Raw genomic sequence first — 21,242 nt, 5'->3', positions numbered from 1 at the left:
CTCGAGCCGTCGAGCCGCTGACACCGAGCATCCCGTGCAGACCCTGCGAGCAGCGCTCAGCGCGATCACCCCCTGGGGGTGGACGCTGCTGGCGGCCGTGGTGGTCGGCATCGTGCTCGCCCGTGCGCTCGGTTGGGCCGAGGGGCTCGTCGCCGCGGTCGCCGCGGCGGTGGTGCTGCTCGCGGCCGTCCCGTGGATCGTCGGCGAGCGCTGGGCGCGCGCCCGCATCGGGCTCAGCGCCGAGCGCGTGCCGGTGGGGGCCGATGCCCTCGCGCTCATCGAGGTCTCGCGGCCGACGCGCGCCGCGACCCCGAGCCAGGTCGACCTCGACGTGGGCGGTGTCGAAGCAGTGCTCGAGATCGCTCCGATCGAGGTGGGCGGCCGCCTCGTGCGCTCCGTGCCGCTCGACACCTCGCGCCGCGGGCTCCGCACGGTCGGGCCGGCCACGATCATGCGCACCGACCCCTTCGGGGCCCTCGAGCGCCGACACCGGCTGACGGAGACGCGGACCCTCGTCGTCCATCCGCGCGTCGTGCGCCTGCCAGGCGGAGCCGGCGGCATCGTCCGCGACCTGGACGGCGAGGCGGCGGCGGAGCGCACGGCGGACGACGTCTCGTTCCACAGCCTGCGCGAGTACTCGCCCGGCGACGATCGCCGGCTCGTGCACTGGCGCTCGAGCGCCAAGCACGGCAGCCTCCTCGTGCGCCAGTTCGAGCCCTCCCGCCGCGCCGACACCTTGATCGTGCTCTCCACGCGCGCCGACGAGTACGACGGCGATGACTTCGAGCTCGCGCTGTCGCTCGTCGGAACCCTGGGGCTGGCAGCGATGACCGACCGGCGTCGCCTCCGCATCGTCGAGAGCCCGGGCACCGAGCGCGGGGAGGCGCAGACGATCGACGCGGCCACCCGCGAGCGGCTGCTCGACGCGCTCGCGGTGCTCGAGCCGCGCCGCGAGCACGGCATCTCCGCAGCGGCTCGCGCGTCGCGCGGTGCCGCGCCCGGCAGCCTCGCGTGGCTGATCACCGGCTCCACGGTGCCGCCGCGCACGCTCCGCACCGCCGCGAACGGCATGCCTGCCGGTGTGGTGTCGGTCGTCGTGCGCGCCGCGGTGGGGGCGCTCCCGTCGCGCTCGCGCCTCGGGGACGCGGATGTCGTCACCGTCGGCGCGATCGAGGATCTGTCGCGCGGCATCGGGCAGTCGAGGCAGCGATGATCCAGCGCGCTCCCGCCGTCGGCGTGCTGCTGCTCGCCATCCTGACCGCCTGCGTGCCGTTGTGGTGGGTCTTCGGCACCATGCAGCTCGTCGTCGCCGTCGCGGTCGCCCTGCTCGTGGGGGCAGCGCTCGCGAGCCTGGCCGCCGTGCGCCGTTGGAGCGCCCTGCCGGTGCTCTGCACCGGCGCGGCCGCCCTCGCGCTGCTCTCCGTGCCGCTCGCGAGTCCCCAGCGCATCCCGCGCGGCGAGTGGCTGCCGGCCTTCGCCGACGCGATGGCTGCGATCGTGCTCGCGTGGCGGCGCCTCCTGACCATCGGGCTGCCCGTGGGCACGGGCGACGCGCTGCTCATGGCGCCGATCGTGCTGGTGCTCGTCGGCACGGTGATCGGCGTCTCGATCGCGCTGCGCTCGCCGCGCGCCGAGGTCGCGGCCCTCGTGCCCGCCGCCATCGGGGTGTGGTCGATCCTGTGGGGGCCGCGCGAGCTGCCGGAGCCGTGGCTGACGGGCCTCGCCGCACTGGTGCCGATCGCCGGCTACGTCGCCGTGGTGCGACAGGCGCGCCGACGCAGCCGCGCCCCGCGCGCACTCTCCTCGCTCGCCCGACGCGTCGGCGCCGGCGCCCTCGTCGCCGCCGTCGCCCTCGGCGGGGCGTCCATCGCGGGTGCGCTCGTCGAGCTGCCGGAGCGCGCGGTGCTGCGGGGCGAGAGCCCGAGCTCGATCGAGCTCGCCGGCGCCTCGCCGCTGTCGGCCTACCGCGGCTTCTGGGCGGCCGACGCCCGCGAGGCCACCCAGCTCACGGCCACGGGCCTCGAGCCGGGGGATCGCATCCGCCTCGCCGCCCTCGACAGCTACGACGACGAGGTGCTCGGCGTCGGTCGGACGCCGTTCGAGCGCGTCGCCGCCGCCGAGGAGGGCGCGGGGCGCGTCGTGGGCGTCACCATCGGCGAGCTCGCCACCTCCTGGCTGCCGATCGTGGGCGAGCCCTCCGCGGTGCGCTTCGTCGGCGATCGCGCCGAGCGGCTCGCGTCGAGCCTGCACCGCAGCGACGAGCTGCGCGCGCTCGTCGTCGAGGGCGGCATCGCGCAGGGCGACGGCTACCAGATGCTCGCTCGCGAGGTCGATCCGGTCGTGCCGCCGGAGGGGATCGCCGAGCTCGAGCCGGCCGAGCCGCGGCAGGGCACCGTCTCGCTGCCCGAGAGCATGCTCGAGGCGCTCGCGGCCTGGACGGGCGGCGAGACGAGCCCGGGCCCGCGGCTGGCGGCCGCGCTCGAGGGTCTGCGCGCCGACGGCTACGTCAGCCACGGGGTGCTGGAGGACGAGGTGCCCTCGCGCCCCGGTCACTCGCTCGAGCGGCTCGAGGCGCTGTTCGAGGAGCCCATGGTCGGCGACGCCGAGCAGTACGCGACGGCGGCGATGCTGCTCGCCCGCCAGCTCGGCTTCGACGCGCGGGTGGTGGTCGGCTTCACCCCCGAGGACATCGCGCAGGGCGAGCCCACGAGCGTCGTCGGCGCCGATGCGGACGCGTGGCTCGAGGTGCGCACGCGGTCGGGCTGGGTGGGAGTCGACGTGATGCCCGAGATGCGCCCGATCCCCGAGCAGGAGGACGGCTCGCCGACCGTCGTCGAGGAGCCGCCGCTCCAGCAGGCTCCGGCACCGGCGCCCGGAGGTCAGCGCGAGGGCGCGGATCCGGCCGCGCCGAGCGCGCCCGCCGACACCGACGACGGCCTCTCGCGGCTGCTCCAGACCGTCGCCGCCATCGCGGCGGTGCTCGGGCTGATCGCCCTCATCGCGGCGATCCCCGTCGGGCTGCTCGTGGCGAAGCTCGTGCGACGTCGGCGTCGCCGGCGGGCAGCGGGGCTGCGCGATCGGGCCGAGGGGGCATGGGCCGAGGTGATCGACGGCCTGCGCGACCGCGGCGAGGCCCCGCTCGTGGCCGGCACGCGGCTGGAGCAAGCGGGCGACAGCGCGCGCATGCGCGAGCTCGCGCACCGCGTCGACCGGGCGGTGTTCGCCGCAGCGCCGCCGACCGAGCCGGAGGTGAGCGGCGCCTGGCGGATCAGCCGTGCCGTGCTCGCGGAGCGCGACGAGGGCGAGGGCTGGCTGCGCCCGCTGCTCGCCCGGCTCAACCCGGCCTCGCTCACGCGCCGCTGAGCGGGCGAGCCGAGCAGCGGCACCGGTCTGCAGCGGGACCGGCCTGCAGCAGCACCGTGCAGCGGCACCGATCCGAGCTGCCGCCGGGCCCACACCGCCTGATCCGCCGTTCTCCACAGCGCCGCTCTGCGCCGGTGCGGGGCGGCCTCCGCCCGACGCATCCTGCGCGCATGCAGACCCGCATCGACCTGCCCCGGCCGCCGACCGAGCCGGAGCCACTTTCGTTCCCACTGCTGGCGAGCCTCGCGCCGGTGCTCGGCGCCGCTGCGCTGTGGCTGCTGCTGCAGACACCCACAGTGCTGGTCTTCGCGCTGCTGGGCCCCGTCATCGCCCTCGCGAGCATGGGCGACAGCCGGCGCACGCGCCGCCGACGACGCGAGCGCGACGCCGAGCGCTGGCGCATCGAGCTCGCCGAGGTGGGCGACCGCGTCGATGCCGCGCTCGACGAGCGCCGGGCGGCGCTCGCGGCCGCGCATCCGGGTGCTCGGGCGATCGCCGCGAAGCCGCCGCACGACCCCCACCGGTGGCGCGCCGCGGCCGACGCGCCCGTGCACGTGGTGCTGGGCACCGGCCCGCTCGCCTCCGGGCTCACGATCGAGGGGGCGCTGCCTGCCAGCGATCCCGCCGTGCAGCGCCTGGGCGCGATCGAGGCCGTCGCTCGCCTGCGCTCCGCGGCCGCGGTGCTCGAGGGGCCGATCGTGGTCGACGCGCGTGAGGGCATCGGCATCGTGGGCCCGAGGCCCGTGGCGCTCGCCATCGCACGGGCGGTGGTCGTGCAGGTCGCGGATGCGGTGGCACCCGACGCCGCCGAGGCGATCGCGCCCGACACCGGCGCCTGGGCGTGGCTCGAGGCACTGCCGCACACGCTGCATCGCGAGCCCGGCGACGCCGTGCGCCTCGTGGGCGACGACGTGGAGGTGACGGTCGCCGTGGCCGACGATGCCGCAGCGCTGCCGCGCGAGTGCCGGATCGTCGTGCGGGCGGCGCTCGATGTCGCGCGGGTGGGCGAGCGCTCCTGCATGCCCGCCGCCCTGACCGAGCGCGAGGCAGAGGCCGCCATCGCCACGCTCGCAGCAGCCGCCGCGCACGCAGGCATCCGGCGCGCGGGCGGGCTGCCGCCGCGCATCGACCTCGAGGCGCTCCCGATCGGGGCCGGCGGCCTCGCCGCGGTGTTCCTCGCCGATGACGCGCCGGTCGAGCTCGACCTGGTGCGGGACGGACCGCACGCCGTGGTCGGCGGCACGACGGGCTCCGGCAAGAGCGAGCTGCTGATCGCCTGGGTCGCCGCGATCGCCGCGGGCAGGTCGACCGCGGAGGTCTCCTTCCTGCTCGTCGACTTCAAGGGCGGCGCCTCGTTCGCGCCGCTGCTGGAGCTGGCGCACTGCGTCGGCGTCATGACCGACCTCGATCAGGCAGGCGCGCTGCGGGCGATCGAGAGCCTGCGGGCCGAGCTGCGCCGGCGCGAGCAGCTGCTCGCGGCGCAGGGCGCGCGATCGATCGAGGAGGCCCGCGGCGTCGCGCGGCTCGTGATCGTGGTCGACGAGTTCGCGGCCATGCTGCACGAGCTGCCGGATCTGCACCGGCTGTTCGTCGACCTCGCGGCCCGGGGGCGCTCGCTCGGCGTGCACCTGGTGCTCTGCACGCAACGGCCTGCCGAGGCGGTGCGCGACTCGCTGCTCGCCAACTGCGGCATCCGCATCTCGCTCCGCGTCACCGACGAGCACGACGCGGTCGCGGTGACGGGCAGCACCGCGCCGGCGTCGATCCCGCTCGAGGCTCGCGGCCGCTGCGTCGTGCGCGTGAGCGGGGGAGCGACGCGCATGGTGCAGGCAGCGATCGCGAGCCCCGAGCACCTCGCTCGCCTGGTCGCGGGCGCGGCGGCGCAGCCGCGGGCCCCGCGGCCATGGCGCGAGCCGCTGCCCGACTCGCTGCCGCTCACCGCGGTCGGCCTCGAAGCCCGGCCAGAGGTCGAGCCGCGATCCCCGGCCGAGGTCGAGCCAGGTGCGGCGCGCGCGGCGCACGTCGACGCAGCGCCCGACGGGGGTGCGCGCGGCGCGCGCGTGCGGCTCGGTCTGCTCGACCTGCCGGCGCAGCAGCGGATCGCGCCGGTCGTCTGGCGACCAGCCCGCGACGGGCCGCTCCTCGCGGTCGGCGGTGCGGTGAGCGGCCGCACGAGCCTGGCCGAGCTCATCGCCCTCCAGCTCGAGACGCCGGTCATCGACCGCGAGGACGCGCTGTGGGATGCGCTGCAGAGCCCGGGCCCGCTCGTGATCGACGACCTCGACCTGCAGCTCGCGCGCCTCGACGACGAGCAGCAGGCTGCGGTCGCGCACGGCATCGCGAGGCGGATGCGCGAGGGCGCGCCGGTGGCGTGCACCGCGCGGCGCGTCTCGACGGCGATGGGGCAGGTGGCTCCGCTCGCCGAGCTGCGCATCCTGCTGCGCATCGCCAGCCGCCAGGAGCACGTGGTGGCCGGCGGCGACGGCAGGCTGCACGACGGCGGGCTCCCGCCCGGAGCGGGGTGGCTGCAGGACCAGCGCATCCAGCTCGCGCTGCCGCCCTCGCGGGCGCCGCGGCGAGAACCGCTGGGAGTGCCGCTGCCGCGGGGCCCGGCTGCCGTCGTGCTGGGGGTCGGCGCAGCGCTGCCCCCAGCGCTCGACCGCCTGGCCGGAGGCAGCGCGCCCGCGAAGCCGGGCACCGATGAGCGCGCGGCGCTCGTCGTGGGCAGCGTCGCCGAGTGGGAGGCCGCCTGGGGCGCGCTCGATCGGCTCCGCGCCGAGCGTCCGGTGCTCCTGCTGGGCGTCGACGCGCGGGGCCTTCGGCAGCTGATCCGCCACGCGCCGCATCCGCCGCCCATGCGCGAGGCGCCCGCCTGGGTGCTCCGAGACGGGCGATTCGCGCGGCTGCGTTACGCCAGCAGCGAGGCGAGCGGTGCTGCCTGAGCGTCGAGCGCGGAGGCGACGGCGGCGTTCGCCACCTGCCCACCGGTCGTGTTCAGCCCCTCGGCGAGCCCCGCGTCCGCGGCCAGCGCCGCGCGCCACCCGTGATCGGCGATGCGCGTCGTCGCGTGCAGCGTGGCGTTCGTGAGCGCCTGCGTCGAGGTGCGCGGCACGGCACCGGGCAGGTTCGCGACGCACGCGAACAGGGTGTCGTGCACCGCGAACGCCGGGTCGTCGTGGGTCGTCGGCCGCGAGTCGGCGAAGCACCCGCCCTGGTCGATGGCGATGTCGACGAGCACCGAGCCGGGCCGCATGCCCGCGACCATCGCGCTCGTGACGAGCTTCGGCGCCTTCGCACCCGGGATCAGCACCGAGCCGATCACGAGGTCGGCGTCCTGCACCGACTCCTCGACGGTGACGCGGTTCGAGTGCAGCGTCTGCACCCGACCGCCGTAGATGGTGTCGAACTGGCGCAGCCGGGGCAGCGAGACGTCCAGCACCGTCACTCGCGAGCCGAGCCCCACGGCCATCTCGACCGCCGCCGTGCCCGCGACGCCGCCGCCGAGCACGACCGTGTGCCCGGCGCGCGTGCCCGGCACACCGCCCAGCAGCAGGCCGCCGCCGCCCGCCGGCGCCATCAGGAGGCCCGCGCCCTGGATCACCGAGAGCCGGCCGGCGACCTCGCTCATGGGGGCGAGCATCGGCAGCGAGCCGTCGGGCGCGCGCACCGTCTCGTAGGCGATCGCGGTGGTGCCGCGCTCGATCAGCGCCTGCGAGAGCGCAGGCGCCGCAGCGAGGTGCAGGTAGGCGAAGAGCGTCAGATCCTCTCGCAGGAGGTCGAGCTCGTGGGCGATCGGCTCCTTGACCTTGAGCACGAGCTGCGCTGCCCACGCCTCGGCCGCGGTCTCCACGATCCGCGCTCCCGCAGCGGCGTACGCGGCATCCGCGATGCCGCTGCCGACGCCTGCACCGCGCTCGACCACGACCTCGTGACCGCGCGCCACCAGCTCGGTCGCGCCGGCCGCGGTGAGCGCGACCCGCTGCTCAGCCGGCTTGATCTCGCGCGGCACCCCGACGAGCATCAGGCGGCGCTCAGCACCGACTCGATGGCGCGGTCGATGACCTCGACCGCTTCGCGCAGCTGCTCGTCGGTGATGGCGAGGCTCGGCAGGAAGCGCAGCACGTTGTAGTCGGTGCCCGCGGTCAGCACGAGCACGCCGTCGCGGCCGGCGGCCTCCGAGATGGGACCGGTGGCGATCGGAGCACCCGTCTCAGGGTCGATGAGCTCGACCGCGAGCATCGCGCCCTTGCCCCGCACCTCGATGATCTGCGGGTGGCGCTCGGCCAGCCCGTCGAGCAGCGGCCGCAGCACCCGCTCGATGCGCTGCCCCTCCGCGTTCAGGTCCCTCGACTCGATCTGCTCGAAGACGGCGACCGCCGCGGCGCACGAGACGGGGTTGCCGCCGAAGGTGCCGCCGATGCCGCCCACGTGGACGGAGTCCATGATCTCGGCGCGACCGGTGACGCCGGCGAGCGGCATGCCGCCGGCGATGCCCTTCGCCGAGAGCACCATGTCGGGCACCCAGCCGAAGTGCTCGGAGGCGAAGGTCTTGCCGGTGCGGCAGATGCCCGACTGCACCTCGTCGGCGATCATGACGACGCCGTTGGCCGTGCACCACTCCTGCATCGCCGGCAGGTAGCCGTCGGCCGGCACGATGAAGCCGCCCTCGCCCTGGATGGGCTCGATGACGAGGCAGGAGAGGTCGCTGACGCCGACGTGCTTCTCGAGGTAGTACTGGGTGCGCTCGGCGGCATCCGCGCCGCTCAGGCCGTCGTGCAGTGGGTAGGAGCCCGGCGCGTGGAAGATGTCGGAGGCGAGCGGGCCCATGCCGGTCGCGTAGGGCGCCGGCTTGTAGTTCATCGTCATCGTGAGGTTCGTGCGGCCGTGGTAGCCGTGCTCGACGACGGCGACCGCGCGGCGGCCGGTGAACTTGCGCGCGATCTTCACGCCGTTCTCGACGGCCTCGGAGCCGGAGTTCACGAAGAAGGACTTCTTGTGGTGGTCGCCCGGGGTGTGCGCTGCGAGGTACTCGGCGACGCGCACGTACGGCTCGTAGGGCGTCGTGCCGAAGAGCGAGTGGGTGAGCTTGCCCGCCTGCTCGCGCACGGCCTCGACCACCGCGTCGTTCGTGTGGCCGATGGTCGTGACGCCGATGCCGCATCCGAGGTCGATGAACCGGTTGCCGTCGACGTCGGTGATGATCGCGTCGTGCGCGGAGGCGATGAAGACCGGCAGCTGGTGCGGGATCGCCTGCGGGACCGCCTGCGCCTTCCGCTCGATGAGCGCCCTGGAGTTCGGACCGGGGATCTCGGTGACGACGGAGCGGGAGACGGCGGGGGCTGCGATGTCGGTCATGCACGAATCCTACGCCGGAGGCGATGCGCAGCGCATACGGTGGTGGCATGCCGATGCAGCACTCCTACGCCGTCGAGGTCGAGTGGACCGGGGCGGGCGATCAGGGCACCGCCACCTACCGCTCCTACACGCGCGATCACGTCGTGCGCATCGACGGCCTGCCCGACATCCTCGGCTCCGCCGACAAGACGTTCCGGGGCGATCGGGCCCGCCACAACCCCGAGCAGCTGCTGCTCACCGCGCTCGCGCAGTGCCACATGCTCAGCTACCTGCACCAGGCGGCCAGCCGCGGCATCGTCGTCACCGCCTACCGCGACGCGGCGACCGCGACGATGGAGACCGCCGGCACCGGCGGGCGGTTCACGCGCGCGGTGCTGCAGCCGGTGGTCACGATCACGGATGCGTCGCAGGCGGCGGACGCGATGGACGCGCACGCGCAGGCCAGCCGAGACTGCTTCATCGCCGCGAGCGTCGCGTTCCCGGTGCTGCACGAGCCGACCGTCGTCGTCGACGGCCAGGTCGTCGCCTCCGGCGGGGCGCACGCATGAGCGGGGGCGATCGCCGGCGCGTCATCGTGCTCGGCTCGACGGGCTCCGTGGGGGTGCAGACGCTCGACGTGATCCGCGACAACCGCGACCGCTTCGAGGTCGTCGGCCTCATCGCCGGCAGCGATCGCGCCGGGATCGAGGCCCAGCAGGCCGAGTTCGGCGGCGAGGTCGCGCTCGGCGCCGCCGCGGCGGTCACGATGATCGAGTCGGTGGACGCGGACGTCGTCGTCAACGGCATCACCGGCTCCGTCGGGCTCGCTCCGACGCTCGCCGCCCTCGACGCGGGCCGCACGCTCGCGCTGGCCAACAAGGAGTCGCTGATCGCCGGCGGCGACCTCGTGATGCGCCGCGCGGCACCCGGCCAGATCGTGCCGGTCGACTCGGAGCACTCGGCCATCGCCCAGTGCCTGCGCTCGGGCGACCACGGCGAGGTGCGGCGGCTCGTGCTCACCGCATCCGGCGGGCCCTTCCGAGGCTGGAGCCGCGAGCGGATGGCCGACGTGGCACCGGCGGATGCGCTCGCGCACCCCACGTGGGACATGGGCCTGATGGTGACGACGAACTCGTCGACGATGGTCAACAAGGGCCTCGAGGTGATCGAGGCGCACCTGCTGTTCGACGTGCCGCTCGATCGCATCGAGGTGACGGTGCATCCGCAGTCCATCGTGCACTCGATGGTCGAGTTCGTCGACGGCTCGACGATCGTGCAGGCATCACCGCCCGACATGCGCCTGCCGCTGTCCCTCGGGCTCGACTGGCCGCACCGCGTTGCGGGCGTCGGCGCGCCGCTCGACTGGAGCACGGCGTCGTCCTGGACCTTCGAACCGCTCGACGACCGCGCGTTCCCCGCGGTGGCGCTCGCGAAGCGCGTCGGGCAGCTGGGATCCACGTACCCGGCGGTCTTCAACGCGGCGAACGAGCAGGCCGTGCACGCCTTCCACCGGGGCGACATCGGCTACCTCGACATCATCCCCACGATCGAGCGGGTGCTCGAGCAGCACGAGCCGGGCCGGCTGACGCTCGAGCGCGTGCTCGACGCCGAGCGCTGGGCGCGTCGCATCGCCGACGAGGTCGCGGGCGTCGACCGCTGACGCAGGGCCGCACGGCCCTGACCGCGCGGTGCTGCCGCGTCACGCCCCGGCGCGCGGCTCTACCACGACCACGACGTCGGCCGCATCGATCGCGGCGACCACGGCCCCGGCGTCCTCCCACCAGCGCGCGTAGTGCTCCGGATCGCGGTTGATCTGCACCCCGTGCGCGACGCGCGTCGGGGTGAGCGCCTCGCGGCCCTCGAGCCGCTCGAGCGCCCGGAAGAAGAGCACGGCCGAGCCGTACGCATCCATGCGGACCTCATAGGCGCCCCACCCCGTGCGCTGCTGGAACAGGCCACGCGAGTCTGGCCCTGCGTCGTCGCCGTGATCGATGACGCGCAGGCTCGACTCGCCCATCGCGGTCATCACGCCGATGCGCACGTCGCGCTCGTCGAGCCCCAGGTCGCGCCCCGCCTGCATGACGATCGCCGCGTTCGCGAGCTGCCCGCGATCCCAGCCGGCCGCCTCGCGGGGCAGCTCGCCCTCGACGTGCGCCGTCTGCGCGACCGGGTCGGCCGCCGGCCGCGTGACCACCCACGCGAGCACGACGACCAGCAGCACGCCGAGCGCGGCGAGCACGATGGCGCGACCGTTCGAGTCGGTGCGCGGCACGCGCTCACGGGTGGTCGACATGTCGGCCAGCGTAGGCACATCGCCTATGGCACTACTGTTGCCGCTGATGGATGCCGTCCTCCTCTTCACCGCGGGCGTGCTCGTCGTCGTCATCGGCCTCGCCGTCTCGATCGGCCTGCACGAGCTCGGGCACCTGTGGCCCGCGAAGCTCTTCGGCGTGCGCGTCGGGCAGTGGATGATCGGCTTCGGGCCGACGATCTTCTCGTTCCGCCGCGGCGAGACCGAGTACGGCGTCAAGTGGATCCCGCTCGGCGGCTACATCTCGATGTCGGGCATGTTCCCGCCGCTGAAGCCAGGCGGCGAGTCGCGGGACGCGTCCACCGGCTTCCTGGACACGCTCGTGCAGGACGCCCGCGACTCGAGCGCCGACACCATCCACGAGGGCGAGGAGCATCGCGCGTTCTGGCGGCTCGCCACGTGGAAGCGCGTGATCATCATGGCCGGCGGGCCGTTCATGAACCTCGTGATCGCCGTCGCGCTGTACGCCGTCGTGCTGTGCGGCTTCGGCATCGCGGTGCCCTCGACGACGATCGCGAGCGTGTCGGAGTGCGTGATCGCGGCATCCGCCGACCGCACGGACTGCGAGAGCGGCGACCCGCTGGCGCCCGCGGCAGAGGCGGGCATCGAGCCGGGCGACGCGATCGTCTCGATCGCGGGCCAGCCCACCGAGCGATGGGCCGACATCCAGGCCGCGGTGCGCGACCTCGCGGGGGAGCGGGTGCCGGTCGTCGTGGAGCGCGGCGGTGCGCAGCTGGAGCTGCAGATCACGCCCCTCGCCAGCGAGCGCTACGTCGTCGACGACCTGGGCCGCATCGTCGAGTCCGGCGGTGAGCGCGTCACCGAGACGATCGGGTTCGTGGGCGTCGGCCCGCAGTACGTCGTCGAGCAGCAGCCTGCCACCGCGGTGCTGCCCACCGTCGGCGACAACGTCGTGCGGGTCGGCCAGATGATCCTCAGCCTGCCGCAGCGGCTCGTCGACGTCGCGCAGGCCGCCTTCGGCACGGAGGAGCGCGACCCGAACGGCCCGATGTCGGTCGTCGGCGTCGGTCGCATGGCGGGCGAGATCGCGTCGCTCGACCAGATCCCGATCCTCGAGCGCATCAGCGCCATGGTGCAGCTGCTGGCGAGCCTCAACGTGGCGCTGTTCGTCTTCAACCTGATCCCGCTGATGCCGCTCGACGGCGGCCACATCCTCGGGGCGCTGGTCGACGCGGTGCGGCGCGGCTGGGCCCGCCTGCGCGGCCGGGCGGCGAAGCCGCTCGACACCGCGAAGTGGGTGCCGGTCACGCTGGCCGTCACCGCCGTACTCGGCGTCATGAGCGCCCTGCTGATCTACGCCGACATCGTCAAGCCCATCAGCGTCTTCGGCGGCTGACCCGCCCCCGTCCTGACCGGCGCCCCCCGCACGTGAGTGGCGCCTCCCGCACGTGAGTGGCGCCTCCCGCACCTGAGTGGCGCCTCCCTCCGTGCGCGCTCGCGCTACCGCTCGCGCGTGCCCTGGTGGAAGCGCTGGCGCCAGTGACCGCCGACCCGCACCCACAGCGAGGAGCGCAGCGCCGGCTCCGCGCCGACCGAGCGCCAGACGAGCAGCAGCGCGTCGGGGGAGAGCTCGCGCGTCGAGAGCACCTCGAGCTCGACCGGCTGCGGCAGCGGCGCGACCTCGGCGAGCAGCTCGTCACGAGACCAGCGGCGGCCGGAGGCGCCGATCTCCTCCCACTCGGGGTGCAGCAGCGCGGCGACCGAGGCGGGGTCTGCCCGCACCGCGTCGGTGAGCAGCGATCGCTCGAGGCGGACGACCTCGGCCTCGACCGGCGCGTCGTCGAGGAAGTCGAACCCGTCGAAGAGGTCGGGGGCAGGGGTCTCGTGACGCGTTCGGACTGCGGCCGAACGCTCCTCCTCCGGCGGATGGACAGGCGAGGCAGCGGCCGCCTCGGTTGCCGATCCACTCGCGCGCGTCGCCCCGCCGAACCCCGGTCCCGCATCCGGGATCTTGCCCTGCTGGTACGCGGCCGCGGCGCCGTTCGCCAGCCGGTCGGCGGCCTCGTTCAGCGGATGGCCGGCGTGGCCCTTCACCCACTCGAAGCGCACGACGCGGCCGGAGGCCGTGCGGGCGCTCATGAGCTCGTCGAGCTGCTGCATCAGCTCGCGGTTCATCACCGGCTTGCCGTCGGCCTTCTTCCAGCCCTTGCGCTTCCATCCGGGCATCCACTGCGTGATGGCCTTGATGACGTACTGGCTGTCGCACAGGATCAGCAGCTCGTCGACGCCCTCCGTCTGCTGCAGCAGGTCGACGACGGCCTGCAGCTCGCCGATGTTGTTCGTGCCCTGCCGCTGCCCGCCGGCCGCCCAGCGCTCGTCGTCGATGTACCAGCCCCAGCCCGTCGGTCCGGGGTTGCCGAGGGAGGAGCCGTCTGCCGCTGCGGTGATCACCCGTCGATCCTGCCAGCCCGGCGCGTCGCCGCGGCGCCCCTCGTGGCACGCGCGCCGCGGTCCGCCAACCGGTCAGAGCGCCATCCGACCGGATCATCCGGTCGCACGTGCGCGCGACCGGTTCGCGGTCGGCGATCCGGCGGCAGTCCATAGCAGCGCCGCGTAGGCTTGCTGGCATGGCAGCCATCAACCTCGGCAAGCCCGAGCCGCTCACGCTCGCGCCCCGTCGCAAGAGCCGGCAGATCAAGGTCGGCAAGGTGCTCGTCGGCGGCGACGCACCCGTCTCGGTGCAGTCGATGACCACGACGAAGACCACCGACATCAACGCGACCCTGCAGCAGATCGCCGAGCTCACCGCCACGGGTTGCGACATCGTGCGCGTCGCGGTGCCGAGCCAGGACGACGCGGATGTGCTGCACATCATCGCGAAGAAGAGCCAGATCCCGGTGATCGCCGACATCCACTTCCAGCCGAAGTACGTCTTCCAGGCGATCGACGCGGGATGCGCCGCAGTGCGCGTCAACCCCGGCAACATCCGCAAGTTCGACGACCAGGTCGGCGCGATCGCCAAGGCCGCGCAGGCGGCAGGGGTGAGCCTGCGCATCGGCGTCAACGCCGGCAGCCTCGACCCGCGCCTGCTGCAGAAGCACGGCAAGGCGACGCCCGAGGCGCTCGTCGAGTCCGCGGTGTGGGAGGCGAGCCTGTTCGAGGAGCACGACTTCCACGACTTCAAGATCTCGGTCAAGCACAACGACCCGGTCGTGATGGTCAAGACCTACCGCATGCTCGCCGAGCGCGGCGACTGGCCGCTGCACCTCGGCGTCACCGAGGCGGGCCCGGCCTTCCAGGGCACCATCAAGTCGACGACAGCCTTCGGCATCCTGCTCGCCGAGGGCATCGGCGACACGATCCGCGTCTCCCTCTCGGCGCCGCCCGCCGAGGAGGTCAAGGTCGGCATGCAGATCCTGCAGTCGCTCAACCTGCGCGAGCGCAAGCTCGAGATCGTCTCCTGCCCGTCCTGCGGGCGCGCGCAGGTCGACGTCTACACGCTGGCGGACGCGGTCACCGAGGGCTTGAAGGACGTGCAGGTGCCGTTGCGGGTCGCCGTCATGGGATGCGTCGTCAACGGTCCGGGCGAGGCGCGCGAAGCCGACCTGGGGGTCGCCTCCGGCAACGGCAAGGGGCAGATCTTCATCAAGGGCGAGGTCGTCAAGACCGTGCCGGAGGCCGAGATCGTCGCGACGCTCATCGAAGAGGCCCGCCGCATCGCCGACGAGGAGGGCCTCCCCGCCGGTGAGGCGGAGGTCGTGACGGCCTGACGCACGTGGATGTGCGGGCGGTGCAGCGCCGCACCCTCACCGTCCTCTCGGCCGGGCAGGCGCTCGGCGGCCTCTCGAACGGCGTGGCGCTGGGCGTCGGCTCCCTGCTGGTCGAGCAGGTCACGGGGGATCCCGCGCTCGCCGGCCTCGCCGCCACGATGCTCACCCTCGGCGGTGCGCTGCTCGCGGTGCCGCTCGCGCGGCTTGCCGCTCGGCGCGGTCGTCGGATCTCGCTCACCTCCGGTGCCCTCATCGCGCTCGTCGGCGCGCTCACCCTCGCGCTCGGCGGCTCGATCGGCAGCGCGTGGATCGTGCTGCCGGGCTTCCTGATGCTCGGCGCCTCCACGGCGATCAACCTGCAGTCGCGCTTCGCCGCCACCGATCTCTCCGCGCCGGAGCGCCGTGGCCGCGACCTCTCGCTCGTGGTGTGGATGACGACGATCGGCGTCATCGTCGGCCCCAACCTGATCCCGGCGGGCGACGCGCTCGGCACGGCGCTCGGGCTCCCGCACCTCGTCGGCGCCTACCTGATCTCCGCCGTCGCGCTCGCGCTCGCGGCGCTGCTGCTGTGGCTCGGGCTGCGGCCCGATCCGCTGCTCACCGCTCGCGGGCTCGTCGAGCCCACCGATCGCGCGGTCCCTCGCCTGCGACTGCTGCGGCACCCGAGGGCGCTCGCAGCAGTGGTCACCATCGCCTGCGGCCAGGCGGTGATGGTCGGCGTGATGGCGCTGACGCCGGTGCACCTGGGCCACCACGGGCACGGCCTCACGATGATCGGGCTGACGATGAGCGCGCACACCGCGGGCATGTACGCGCTCTCGCCGGTCTTCGGCTGGCTCACGGATCGCGTCGGCGCGCGCACGGTCGCGATCGGCGGTGCCGCGATGCTCACGGCCGCGGTGCTGACGGGGCTCTCGCTCGACTCGCACCTGGCTCCCATCCCGCTCGCGCTGCTGGGCCTGGGCTGGAGCGCCGCCACGGTGGCAGGCTCGACGCTCGTCGCCGGCGCGGTCGCCGCCGACCTCCGGCCGGCCCTCCAGGGGCGCAGCGACCTCGCGATGGGGCTCGCCGGAGCCGGAGCCGGCGCGGTCGCGGGACCCGTGCTGGGGCTGGTCGGCTACGCGGGGCTGAACGCGGCGATGCTGCCGGTGATCGCGGTGCTGGTCGTCGCCGCCGTGCTCGCGACCCGCGCGCCCGTCTCGCTCAGTGCTCCTCCAGCGAGCGCCTCGCGGGAGCAGATACCGTGACCGGGGCGAGATCCCACCTGACCGAGCCCCGCCAGAGAGACCAGCGACCGCGACTGCGGCGACCGAGCGCAAGGAGCCACGCGTGACCACTGCAGTCCCCGGACGGGATCCCATCACTCCCGAGGAGCTGGAGCGCGCGAAGGCGATCATCCGCTCGATCGAGCAGGCCTTCCAGTCGACCGTCGTCGGCCAGCACCAGCTGCTGCGGTCACTGCTCGTCGCGCTGCTCACGGGCGGGCACGTGCTGATGGAATCGGTGCCGGGGCTCGCGAAGACCACCGCGGCCGCGACGCTGGCGCGCGCCGTCACCGCGTCGTTCCACCGCATCCAGTGCACCCCCGACCTGCTGCCGAGCGACATCGTCGGCACGCAGATCTACGACCAGCACACGGCGGAGTTCCGCACCCAGCTGGGGCCGGTGCACGCCAACTTCGTGCTGCTGGACGAGATCAACCGATCCAGCGCCAAGACGCAGTCGGCGATGCTCGAGGCGATGCAGGAGCGCCAGACGTCCATCGGCGGCGAGACCCACCCGCTGCCCTCGCCGTTCCTGGTGCTCGCGACGCAGAACCCGATCGAGCAGGAGGGCACGTACACGCTGCCCGAGGCGCAGCTGGACCGCTTCCTGCTGAAGGAGATCCTCACCTACCCCTCGCCGACCGAGGAGGCCGAGATCGTGCGGCGCGCCGAGGCGGGCGTCTTCGAGGCCGGCCACAGCGAGCCGGTCGCCTCGCTCGACGACGTGCGGTTCCTGCAGGGTCTCGTGAAGCGCGTCTACGTCGACCAGGCGATCACCAACTACGTCGTGCAGCTCATGTACGTCACGAGGCACGCCGAGGACTACATCGGTGCGCAGCTCGCCGGATACATCGAGTACGGTGCGAGCCCGCGCGGCTCGCTGTCGTTCTCGCAGGCATCGCGGGCCCTCGCGCTCGTGCAGGGGCGCGACTGGGTGATCCCGGAGGACGTCAAGGATCTGCGGCACGCGATCCTGCGCCACCGCATCATCCTCGGCTACGAGGCCGAGGCCGACGGGGTGCAGAGCGAGCAGATCATCGACGCCATCTTCGGCGCCGTCAGGACCCCGTAGGTCGCACGATGGAGCGACGGCTGCGGAAGGTGAGGACGACGATGTCGATCCACGCGCACCGTCGCACCCTCGAGCTGCTCGACGGCGAGTACGCCTCCATCCACCACGGGCGGAGCCACGACTTCGACGACCTGCGCGAGTACCAGCCGGGCGACGAGGTCAAGGACATCGACTGGAAGGCAACGGCCCGCAGCCACGTGCCGCTCATCAAGCGCTACATCGCCGCTCGCCAGCACAACGTGCTGATCGTCGTCGACTCCGGGCGCAACATGGCGGCGACGGCGGAGTCGGGGGAGCCGAAGCGCGATCTGGCGATCCTCGTGAGCGGCATCATCGGCTACCTCGCGACGCGGCACGGCGACCGCGTGGCGCTGCTGATGGGCGACGCCGATCGCCGGCAGGACATGCCGGAGGGCGGCTCCGAGTCGCACCTGGAGCTGATGCTGCGGCGCATCGACGAGGCCATCAGGGTCGACGGCCCGCGCTCCGACCTCGAGGCCGTGCTCGAGCACGCGGTGCGGCGGATGCGTCGGCGGTCGCTGATCGTCGTCGTCGCCGACGACGTCGCCTACACCCACGACCTCGACGTGCACCTCGGCCGCTTGCACACCCGGCACGAGGTGCTGTGGCTCTCCATCGGCGACGCCGACCTGATGGACAGGGGGCGCGCGCTCGACGAGCTCGTGGGCGTCGACACCGGTGTCGGGCTGCCCGCCTTCCTGCGTCGCGACCGCGGGCTGCAGCGCGCCTTCGACGGCGCGATCGCCGAGCGCCGCGAGCGCCTGGAGACGGGCCTGCGATCGCTCGGCATCGCATCCGCCCGCATCTCCTCCTCGGAGACCGCGATCAGCTCGATCTTCTCGCTGCTGCAGAGGCATCGCCGTGCTCGGCGCTGAGCTCGCGGGTGCGCGGCCGGCGCTCGTCGCCGCGCTCGCGATGCTGCCCGCTCCCGACACCTACGGCCCCTTCGGCTACTGGCCGTGGTGGGTCCTCGGGGCATCCGCGATCGCGCTCGTGGCCGCCGCCTACGCCGTCGCGTGGGCGTGGACGCGCCCGCGCGGGGTCCTCACCCCGCCACCGCCGCCGCCGGTGCCGATCGACGTGCGCAGCGTCAAGGAGAAGTACCTGGCGATGATCGACGAGGTCGCGGCGGAGCACCGGGCGGGGGAGCTCGACCCGCGCCGGCTCTCGCAGCGGCTGAGCCTCGTGTTGCGGTTCTTCGCGCACGAGTCGACCGGCGTGGTCGCCGAGGTCATGACGCTGCGCGACCTCGGCGCCGCCGACCTGCCCGCGGTCGAGGGCGCGGTCTCGCAGTACTACCCCTCGTCCTTCCGCCGCGCCGCGAAGCACGATCCCGACGCCGCGATCGCCGCAGCCCGTCAGGTGGTGTCGACGTGGATGTGACGCTCCTGTGGCCGTGGCTGCTCGGCGCGGTCATCGTGGTCGCCCTCGTGCTCGCCGCGCTCGGCCTGTGGCTCCCTCGCCGACGGCGCGATCGGGGCCTCCCCGTCGCGCACGTCGACCGGATGACGGGGCTCGCGGCGTTCCGCGGGGCGCTGCTGCGCTACCGGCTCTGGATCGGCGGAGCGCTGCTGCTCTCCCTGGTCGGCGCGGGCGTCGCGGGCACCGTGGCGTCTCGGCCCTCCGGCGTGCACGCGAACCAGGAGGACGACTACAAGCGCGACATCGTGCTGTGCCTCGACGTCTCCGGCTCGATGGTGGACGTCGATGCCGAGATCCTCGGCGTCTACCAGCAGATCGCCGCCGAGCTCGACGGCGAGCGCATCGGCATGCGCATCTTCGACGCGTCGAGCGTCATGTCGTTCCCCCTCACGAGCGACTACGACTACATCGCCGCGCAGCTCGGGCGCTACCAGCGGGCGCTCGAGGGCACCCTCGGCCCCGACGAGCAGTTCAACTACCTGGCGGGCACCGCGAGCGGCCTCGGCGCCTCCCTGGTGGGCGACGGCCTCGCCTCCTGCGTGCTCGACTTCGCCGACCTGGAGGCGAGCGAGCGCCCGCGCTCCATCATCCTGGCGACCGACAACGTCGTGAACGGGCAGCAGATCTTCTCCCTGCCGCAGGCCGGGCAGCTCGCCGTCGACAACGAGGTGCGCGTCTACGCCATCAACCCCTTCGACTGGGGCGGCGACATGGAGTCGCAGGAGCTGCGCGAGGTCTCCGAGGGCACGGGCGGCGCCTACTTCCCGCTCGACTTCGCGCAGACGGTGCCGCAGATCGTCGAGCGAGTGAACGCGATCGAGGCCGGCTACATCGAGACGCCGCCGCAGATCCAGCTGGTCGATCGGCCCGGTGCCCTGCCGCTCGTCGTGCTCGTCGTCGTGGCGGCGCTGTGCGGCGTCGCGTGGAGGGTCCGCCTGTGATGCTCACGTTCCACCCCACGCTGCCGATCCTGGTGATCGTCGTCGGCGCGCTGGCGCTCGCGCTCTGCGCCTGGCAGCTCGCGACGGTGCGCGGGCGCAGGCTGGCGTGGTCGAGGCGCACGCTGCTGGTGCTGCTCGCGGTGGCGATGGCCTTCCGCCCGGCGCTCCCCGGGGGCGAGGTGCCGACCGCATCCGTCCAGGCTCGCGTGTTCGTGATGGTCGACACCTCGCAGTCGGTCGCCGCGGAGGATTGGGGTGGCGAGCCTCGCCTGAGCGGCATGCAGGAGGACGTGGTCGAGATCGCGCGCTCCTTCGCGGGCGCCGACATCTCGGTGATCTCCTTCGACTCGCAGGCGAGCCTGCGGGTGCCGCTCACCGACGACGGCTCGGCGGTCATCGAGATGGTGCGCGCGCTGAAGCCGGAGATCGCCCAGCAGTCGCGCGGCACCTCGGTCGCGGTGGCGCACGAGCTGCTGCGCACGGAGCTCGAGCGCAGCGAGGCCGAGGATGCCGCATCGCCCGCGATCGTCTTCTACCTCGGCGACGGCGAGCACACCGCCGAGGAGGCGCCGGCGTCGTTCGCCGACGCCGGCGCGCTCATCGACCGCGGCCTCGTGCTCGGCTACGGCACCGAGCAGGGCGGTCGCATGCGCGTCTCGAGCTTCGATCCCGCGCAGCAGGAGCAGTACGTGCAGGATCCCGCCGGCGGAGACGCGGTCAGCCGCATCGACGAGGACCGCCTCCGCGGCATCGCCGACGAGCTGGGCATCACGTACCTGCAGCGGGCGCCCGGGCTGCCGATCGCCGACGCCCTCGGACCGATGGCGGCGCTCGACAGCGCCGCCGATCTCGACCGGACGGAGGAGGCGCGGCTGGAGGTCGCGTGGATCCTCGGCATCCCGGTCGCGCTGCTGATCGCCTGGGAGGCCTTCAGCCTCGCCCGATCGCTGCGCACGACGCGCGGGATCCTGCCGAAGCAAGGCGAGCGATGAGTCGCACGGCAGCACGAGCGCGCCGCCAGCGCCGCCCCCTCACCGACGACCGGCGTCGGACGCTGCGGTGGTGGTTGATGCTCGGCCTCATCCCGGTCGCGATCGCGGCGCTCGTGGTGGGCGGGAAGCTCATCAGCATCAGCGTGCTCTCGCAGACCGCCATCGATCGCTTCGAGGCTCGCGCCTACGCGCAGGGCGCGGATGCGGCACGAGGGCTCGAGGGCTGGAACTGGGTCGAGACCTGGAAGGCGCCCTTCGCCGTCGGCGTGCACCTGACGATGGCCGGCACCCTCGAGGAGGGTCGCGCGAAGCTCGAGGAGGCGCTCGAGCTGCACGGGGAGCCCGAGACCGCTCCGCAGCTGCACGAGCACTGCGTGATCGTCGCCTCGCTCGTCACCGCGATCGAGAAGCAGGGCGACGCCGCGCGAGAGGCGGAGAGCACGAGCGACGCCAACGCCTTCTACTCCGAGGCGCTCGCCCTCATCGAGGCGCAGCCGGAGGGCTGCTTCGACGAGCCGCTGGCGGGGGAGGCGGATACCGCCGAGCAGCTCGACGCGGCGGTGCCTCGGATCGAGGAGAAGATCGAGGACGAGTCCGGCGAGGGCGAGGGCGACGGCGAGGGCGAGGGCGAGGGCGACGGCGAGGGCGAGCCCCAGACGCCCGAGGAGCAGCTCGAGGAGCAGAACCAGGAAGCCCAGGAGCAGCAGCAGCAGCAGGATCAGTACGACGAGGACGGCGACCAGGGCGGCAGCGGCGGGCCGAGCGTCGACCAGCCGTGGTGACCGACGGC

18 protein-coding genes are annotated in these 21,242 nt (G+C 73.7%); 14 read left to right on the top strand and 4 right to left on the bottom strand.

All coding sequences use genetic code 11. The annotated features are described in order from the left end of the window. The first annotated feature begins 34 nt into the window (after positions 1-34). The 3 genes from AA0Z99_RS07470 (at position 35) to AA0Z99_RS07460 (ending at position 6,305) form a co-directional block, all read left to right on the top strand. The gene (locus tag AA0Z99_RS07470; RefSeq protein WP_413316442.1) at positions 35-1,213 is read left to right on the top strand and encodes a DUF58 domain-containing protein; all 1,179 of its coding nucleotides are present in this window, start codon (positions 35-37) and stop codon (positions 1,211-1,213) included. Further along, complete coding sequence (locus tag AA0Z99_RS07465) at positions 1,210-3,363, top strand: transglutaminase-like domain-containing protein (protein ID WP_413316440.1); 2,154 nt, start codon at positions 1,210-1,212, stop codon at positions 3,361-3,363. Before AA0Z99_RS07470 ends, AA0Z99_RS07465 begins: the two co-directional genes overlap by 4 nt. Positions 3,364-3,533: 170 nt before the next feature. After that, positions 3,534-6,305, top strand: a complete 2,772-nt coding sequence (locus AA0Z99_RS07460) for an FtsK/SpoIIIE domain-containing protein (protein ID WP_413316438.1) — start codon at positions 3,534-3,536, stop codon at positions 6,303-6,305. On the opposite strand, the gene ald is transcribed toward AA0Z99_RS07460, so the two are convergent. Together ald and AA0Z99_RS07450 are read right to left on the bottom strand one after the other, a co-directional pair. Next, on the bottom strand, positions 6,272-7,384 hold the full coding sequence (gene ald / locus AA0Z99_RS07455) for an alanine dehydrogenase (RefSeq protein ID WP_413316436.1): 1,113 nt from the start codon (positions 7,382-7,384) through the stop codon (positions 6,272-6,274). The genes AA0Z99_RS07460 and ald overlap by 34 nt on opposite strands. After that, positions 7,384-8,718, bottom strand: coding sequence for an aminotransferase class III-fold pyridoxal phosphate-dependent enzyme (locus AA0Z99_RS07450; protein ID WP_413316434.1), 1,335 nt, complete (start codon positions 8,716-8,718; stop codon positions 7,384-7,386). The genes ald and AA0Z99_RS07450 overlap by 1 nt, the downstream gene beginning before the upstream one ends. Positions 8,719-8,765: 47 nt before the next feature. Here AA0Z99_RS07450 and AA0Z99_RS07445 point away from each other — a divergent pair, with 47 nt between their 5' ends. Together AA0Z99_RS07445 and dxr are read left to right on the top strand one after the other, a co-directional pair. Next, the gene (locus tag AA0Z99_RS07445; protein WP_413316432.1) at positions 8,766-9,266 is read left to right on the top strand and encodes an OsmC family protein; all 501 of its coding nucleotides are present in this window, start codon (positions 8,766-8,768) and stop codon (positions 9,264-9,266) included. After that, positions 9,263-10,357, top strand: coding sequence for a 1-deoxy-D-xylulose-5-phosphate reductoisomerase (gene dxr, locus AA0Z99_RS07440; RefSeq protein WP_413316430.1), 1,095 nt, complete (start codon positions 9,263-9,265; stop codon positions 10,355-10,357). The genes AA0Z99_RS07445 and dxr overlap by 4 nt, the downstream gene beginning before the upstream one ends. A gap of 39 nt (positions 10,358-10,396) precedes the next feature. Here dxr and AA0Z99_RS07435 read toward each other — a convergent pair whose 3' ends face one another. Then, on the bottom strand, positions 10,397-10,990 hold the full coding sequence (locus AA0Z99_RS07435) for a hypothetical protein (protein WP_413316428.1): 594 nt from the start codon (positions 10,988-10,990) through the stop codon (positions 10,397-10,399). Between the two features lie 46 nt (positions 10,991-11,036). On the opposite strand from AA0Z99_RS07435, the gene AA0Z99_RS07430 reads away from it, so the two are divergent. Further along, entirely contained in the window at positions 11,037-12,365 is a 1,329-nt protein-coding gene (locus AA0Z99_RS07430; protein WP_413316426.1) for a M50 family metallopeptidase, read from the top strand. A 104-nt stretch (positions 12,366-12,469) separates the two neighbouring features. Here AA0Z99_RS07430 and AA0Z99_RS07425 read toward each other — a convergent pair whose 3' ends face one another. Next, positions 12,470-13,420 (bottom strand): RNase H family protein, encoded by a 951-nt coding sequence (locus tag AA0Z99_RS07425; protein ID WP_413316424.1) that lies wholly within the window; start codon positions 13,418-13,420, stop codon positions 12,470-12,472. A 176-nt stretch (positions 13,421-13,596) separates the two neighbouring features. Between AA0Z99_RS07425 and ispG the strand changes: the two genes are divergently transcribed. The 8 genes from ispG to AA0Z99_RS07385 all read left to right on the top strand — a co-directional run bounded on the left by ispG (position 13,597) and on the right by AA0Z99_RS07385 (position 21,234). Then, the gene (gene ispG / locus AA0Z99_RS07420; protein ID WP_413316422.1) at positions 13,597-14,739 is read left to right on the top strand and encodes a flavodoxin-dependent (E)-4-hydroxy-3-methylbut-2-enyl-diphosphate synthase; all 1,143 of its coding nucleotides are present in this window, start codon (positions 13,597-13,599) and stop codon (positions 14,737-14,739) included. A gap of 20 nt (positions 14,740-14,759) precedes the next feature. Further along, positions 14,760-15,986 (top strand): MFS transporter, encoded by a 1,227-nt coding sequence (locus tag AA0Z99_RS07415; RefSeq protein WP_413316420.1) that lies wholly within the window; start codon positions 14,760-14,762, stop codon positions 15,984-15,986. A gap of 82 nt (positions 15,987-16,068) precedes the next feature. Next, positions 16,069-17,076, top strand: a complete 1,008-nt coding sequence (locus tag AA0Z99_RS07410) for an AAA family ATPase (protein ID WP_413316418.1) — start codon at positions 16,069-16,071, stop codon at positions 17,074-17,076. A gap of 41 nt (positions 17,077-17,117) precedes the next feature. Further along, positions 17,118-17,972: a DUF58 domain-containing protein gene (locus AA0Z99_RS07405; protein ID WP_413316416.1), complete on the top strand. Its 855-nt coding sequence runs from the start codon at positions 17,118-17,120 to the stop codon at positions 17,970-17,972. Continuing rightward, on the top strand, positions 17,959-18,480 hold the full coding sequence (locus AA0Z99_RS07400; protein ID WP_413316414.1) for a hypothetical protein: 522 nt from the start codon (positions 17,959-17,961) through the stop codon (positions 18,478-18,480). Before AA0Z99_RS07405 ends, AA0Z99_RS07400 begins: the two co-directional genes overlap by 14 nt. After that, positions 18,471-19,460, top strand: coding sequence for a hypothetical protein (locus tag AA0Z99_RS07395; RefSeq protein ID WP_413316412.1), 990 nt, complete (start codon positions 18,471-18,473; stop codon positions 19,458-19,460). Before AA0Z99_RS07400 ends, AA0Z99_RS07395 begins: the two co-directional genes overlap by 10 nt. Next, positions 19,460-20,452, top strand: a complete 993-nt coding sequence (locus tag AA0Z99_RS07390; protein WP_413320807.1) for a VWA domain-containing protein — start codon at positions 19,460-19,462, stop codon at positions 20,450-20,452. Before AA0Z99_RS07395 ends, AA0Z99_RS07390 begins: the two co-directional genes overlap by 1 nt. Next, positions 20,449-21,234, top strand: coding sequence for a hypothetical protein (locus AA0Z99_RS07385; RefSeq protein ID WP_413316410.1), 786 nt, complete (start codon positions 20,449-20,451; stop codon positions 21,232-21,234). The genes AA0Z99_RS07390 and AA0Z99_RS07385 overlap by 4 nt, the downstream gene beginning before the upstream one ends. The last annotated feature ends 8 nt before the right edge of the window (positions 21,235-21,242 follow it).

It is taken from the genome of Agrococcus phoenicis (assembly GCF_047302415.1).
In the GTDB taxonomy this organism is placed as follows: Bacteria; Actinomycetota; Actinomycetes; order Actinomycetales; family Microbacteriaceae; genus Agrococcus.
This window is presented reverse-complemented; position numbering and strand designations above follow the sequence as displayed.

Bases quoted from the DNA above. Each gene is read 5' to 3' on its own strand.
- AA0Z99_RS07465 (WP_413316440.1), top strand. From the start codon at position 1,210: ATGATCCAGCGCGCTCCCGCCGTCGGCGTGCTGCTGCTCGCCATCCTG.
- AA0Z99_RS07460 (WP_413316438.1), top strand. From the start codon at position 3,534: ATGCAGACCCGCATCGACCTGCCCCGGCCGCCGACCGAGCCGGAGCCA.
- ald (WP_413316436.1), bottom strand. From the start codon at position 7,384: ATGCTCGTCGGGGTGCCGCGCGAGATCAAGCCGGCTGAGCAGCGGGTC.
- AA0Z99_RS07450 (WP_413316434.1), bottom strand. From the start codon at position 8,718: ATGACCGACATCGCAGCCCCCGCCGTCTCCCGCTCCGTCGTCACCGAG.
- AA0Z99_RS07445 (WP_413316432.1), top strand. From the start codon at position 8,766: ATGCCGATGCAGCACTCCTACGCCGTCGAGGTCGAGTGGACCGGGGCG.
- dxr (WP_413316430.1), top strand. From the start codon at position 9,263: ATGAGCGGGGGCGATCGCCGGCGCGTCATCGTGCTCGGCTCGACGGGC.
- AA0Z99_RS07435 (WP_413316428.1), bottom strand. From the start codon at position 10,990: ATGTCGACCACCCGTGAGCGCGTGCCGCGCACCGACTCGAACGGTCGC.
- AA0Z99_RS07430 (WP_413316426.1), top strand. From the start codon at position 11,037: ATGGATGCCGTCCTCCTCTTCACCGCGGGCGTGCTCGTCGTCGTCATC.
- ispG (WP_413316422.1), top strand. From the start codon at position 13,597: ATGGCAGCCATCAACCTCGGCAAGCCCGAGCCGCTCACGCTCGCGCCC.
- AA0Z99_RS07405 (WP_413316416.1), top strand. From the start codon at position 17,118: ATGTCGATCCACGCGCACCGTCGCACCCTCGAGCTGCTCGACGGCGAG.
- AA0Z99_RS07390 (WP_413320807.1), top strand. From the start codon at position 19,460: ATGCTCACGTTCCACCCCACGCTGCCGATCCTGGTGATCGTCGTCGGC.
- AA0Z99_RS07385 (WP_413316410.1), top strand. From the start codon at position 20,449: ATGAGTCGCACGGCAGCACGAGCGCGCCGCCAGCGCCGCCCCCTCACC.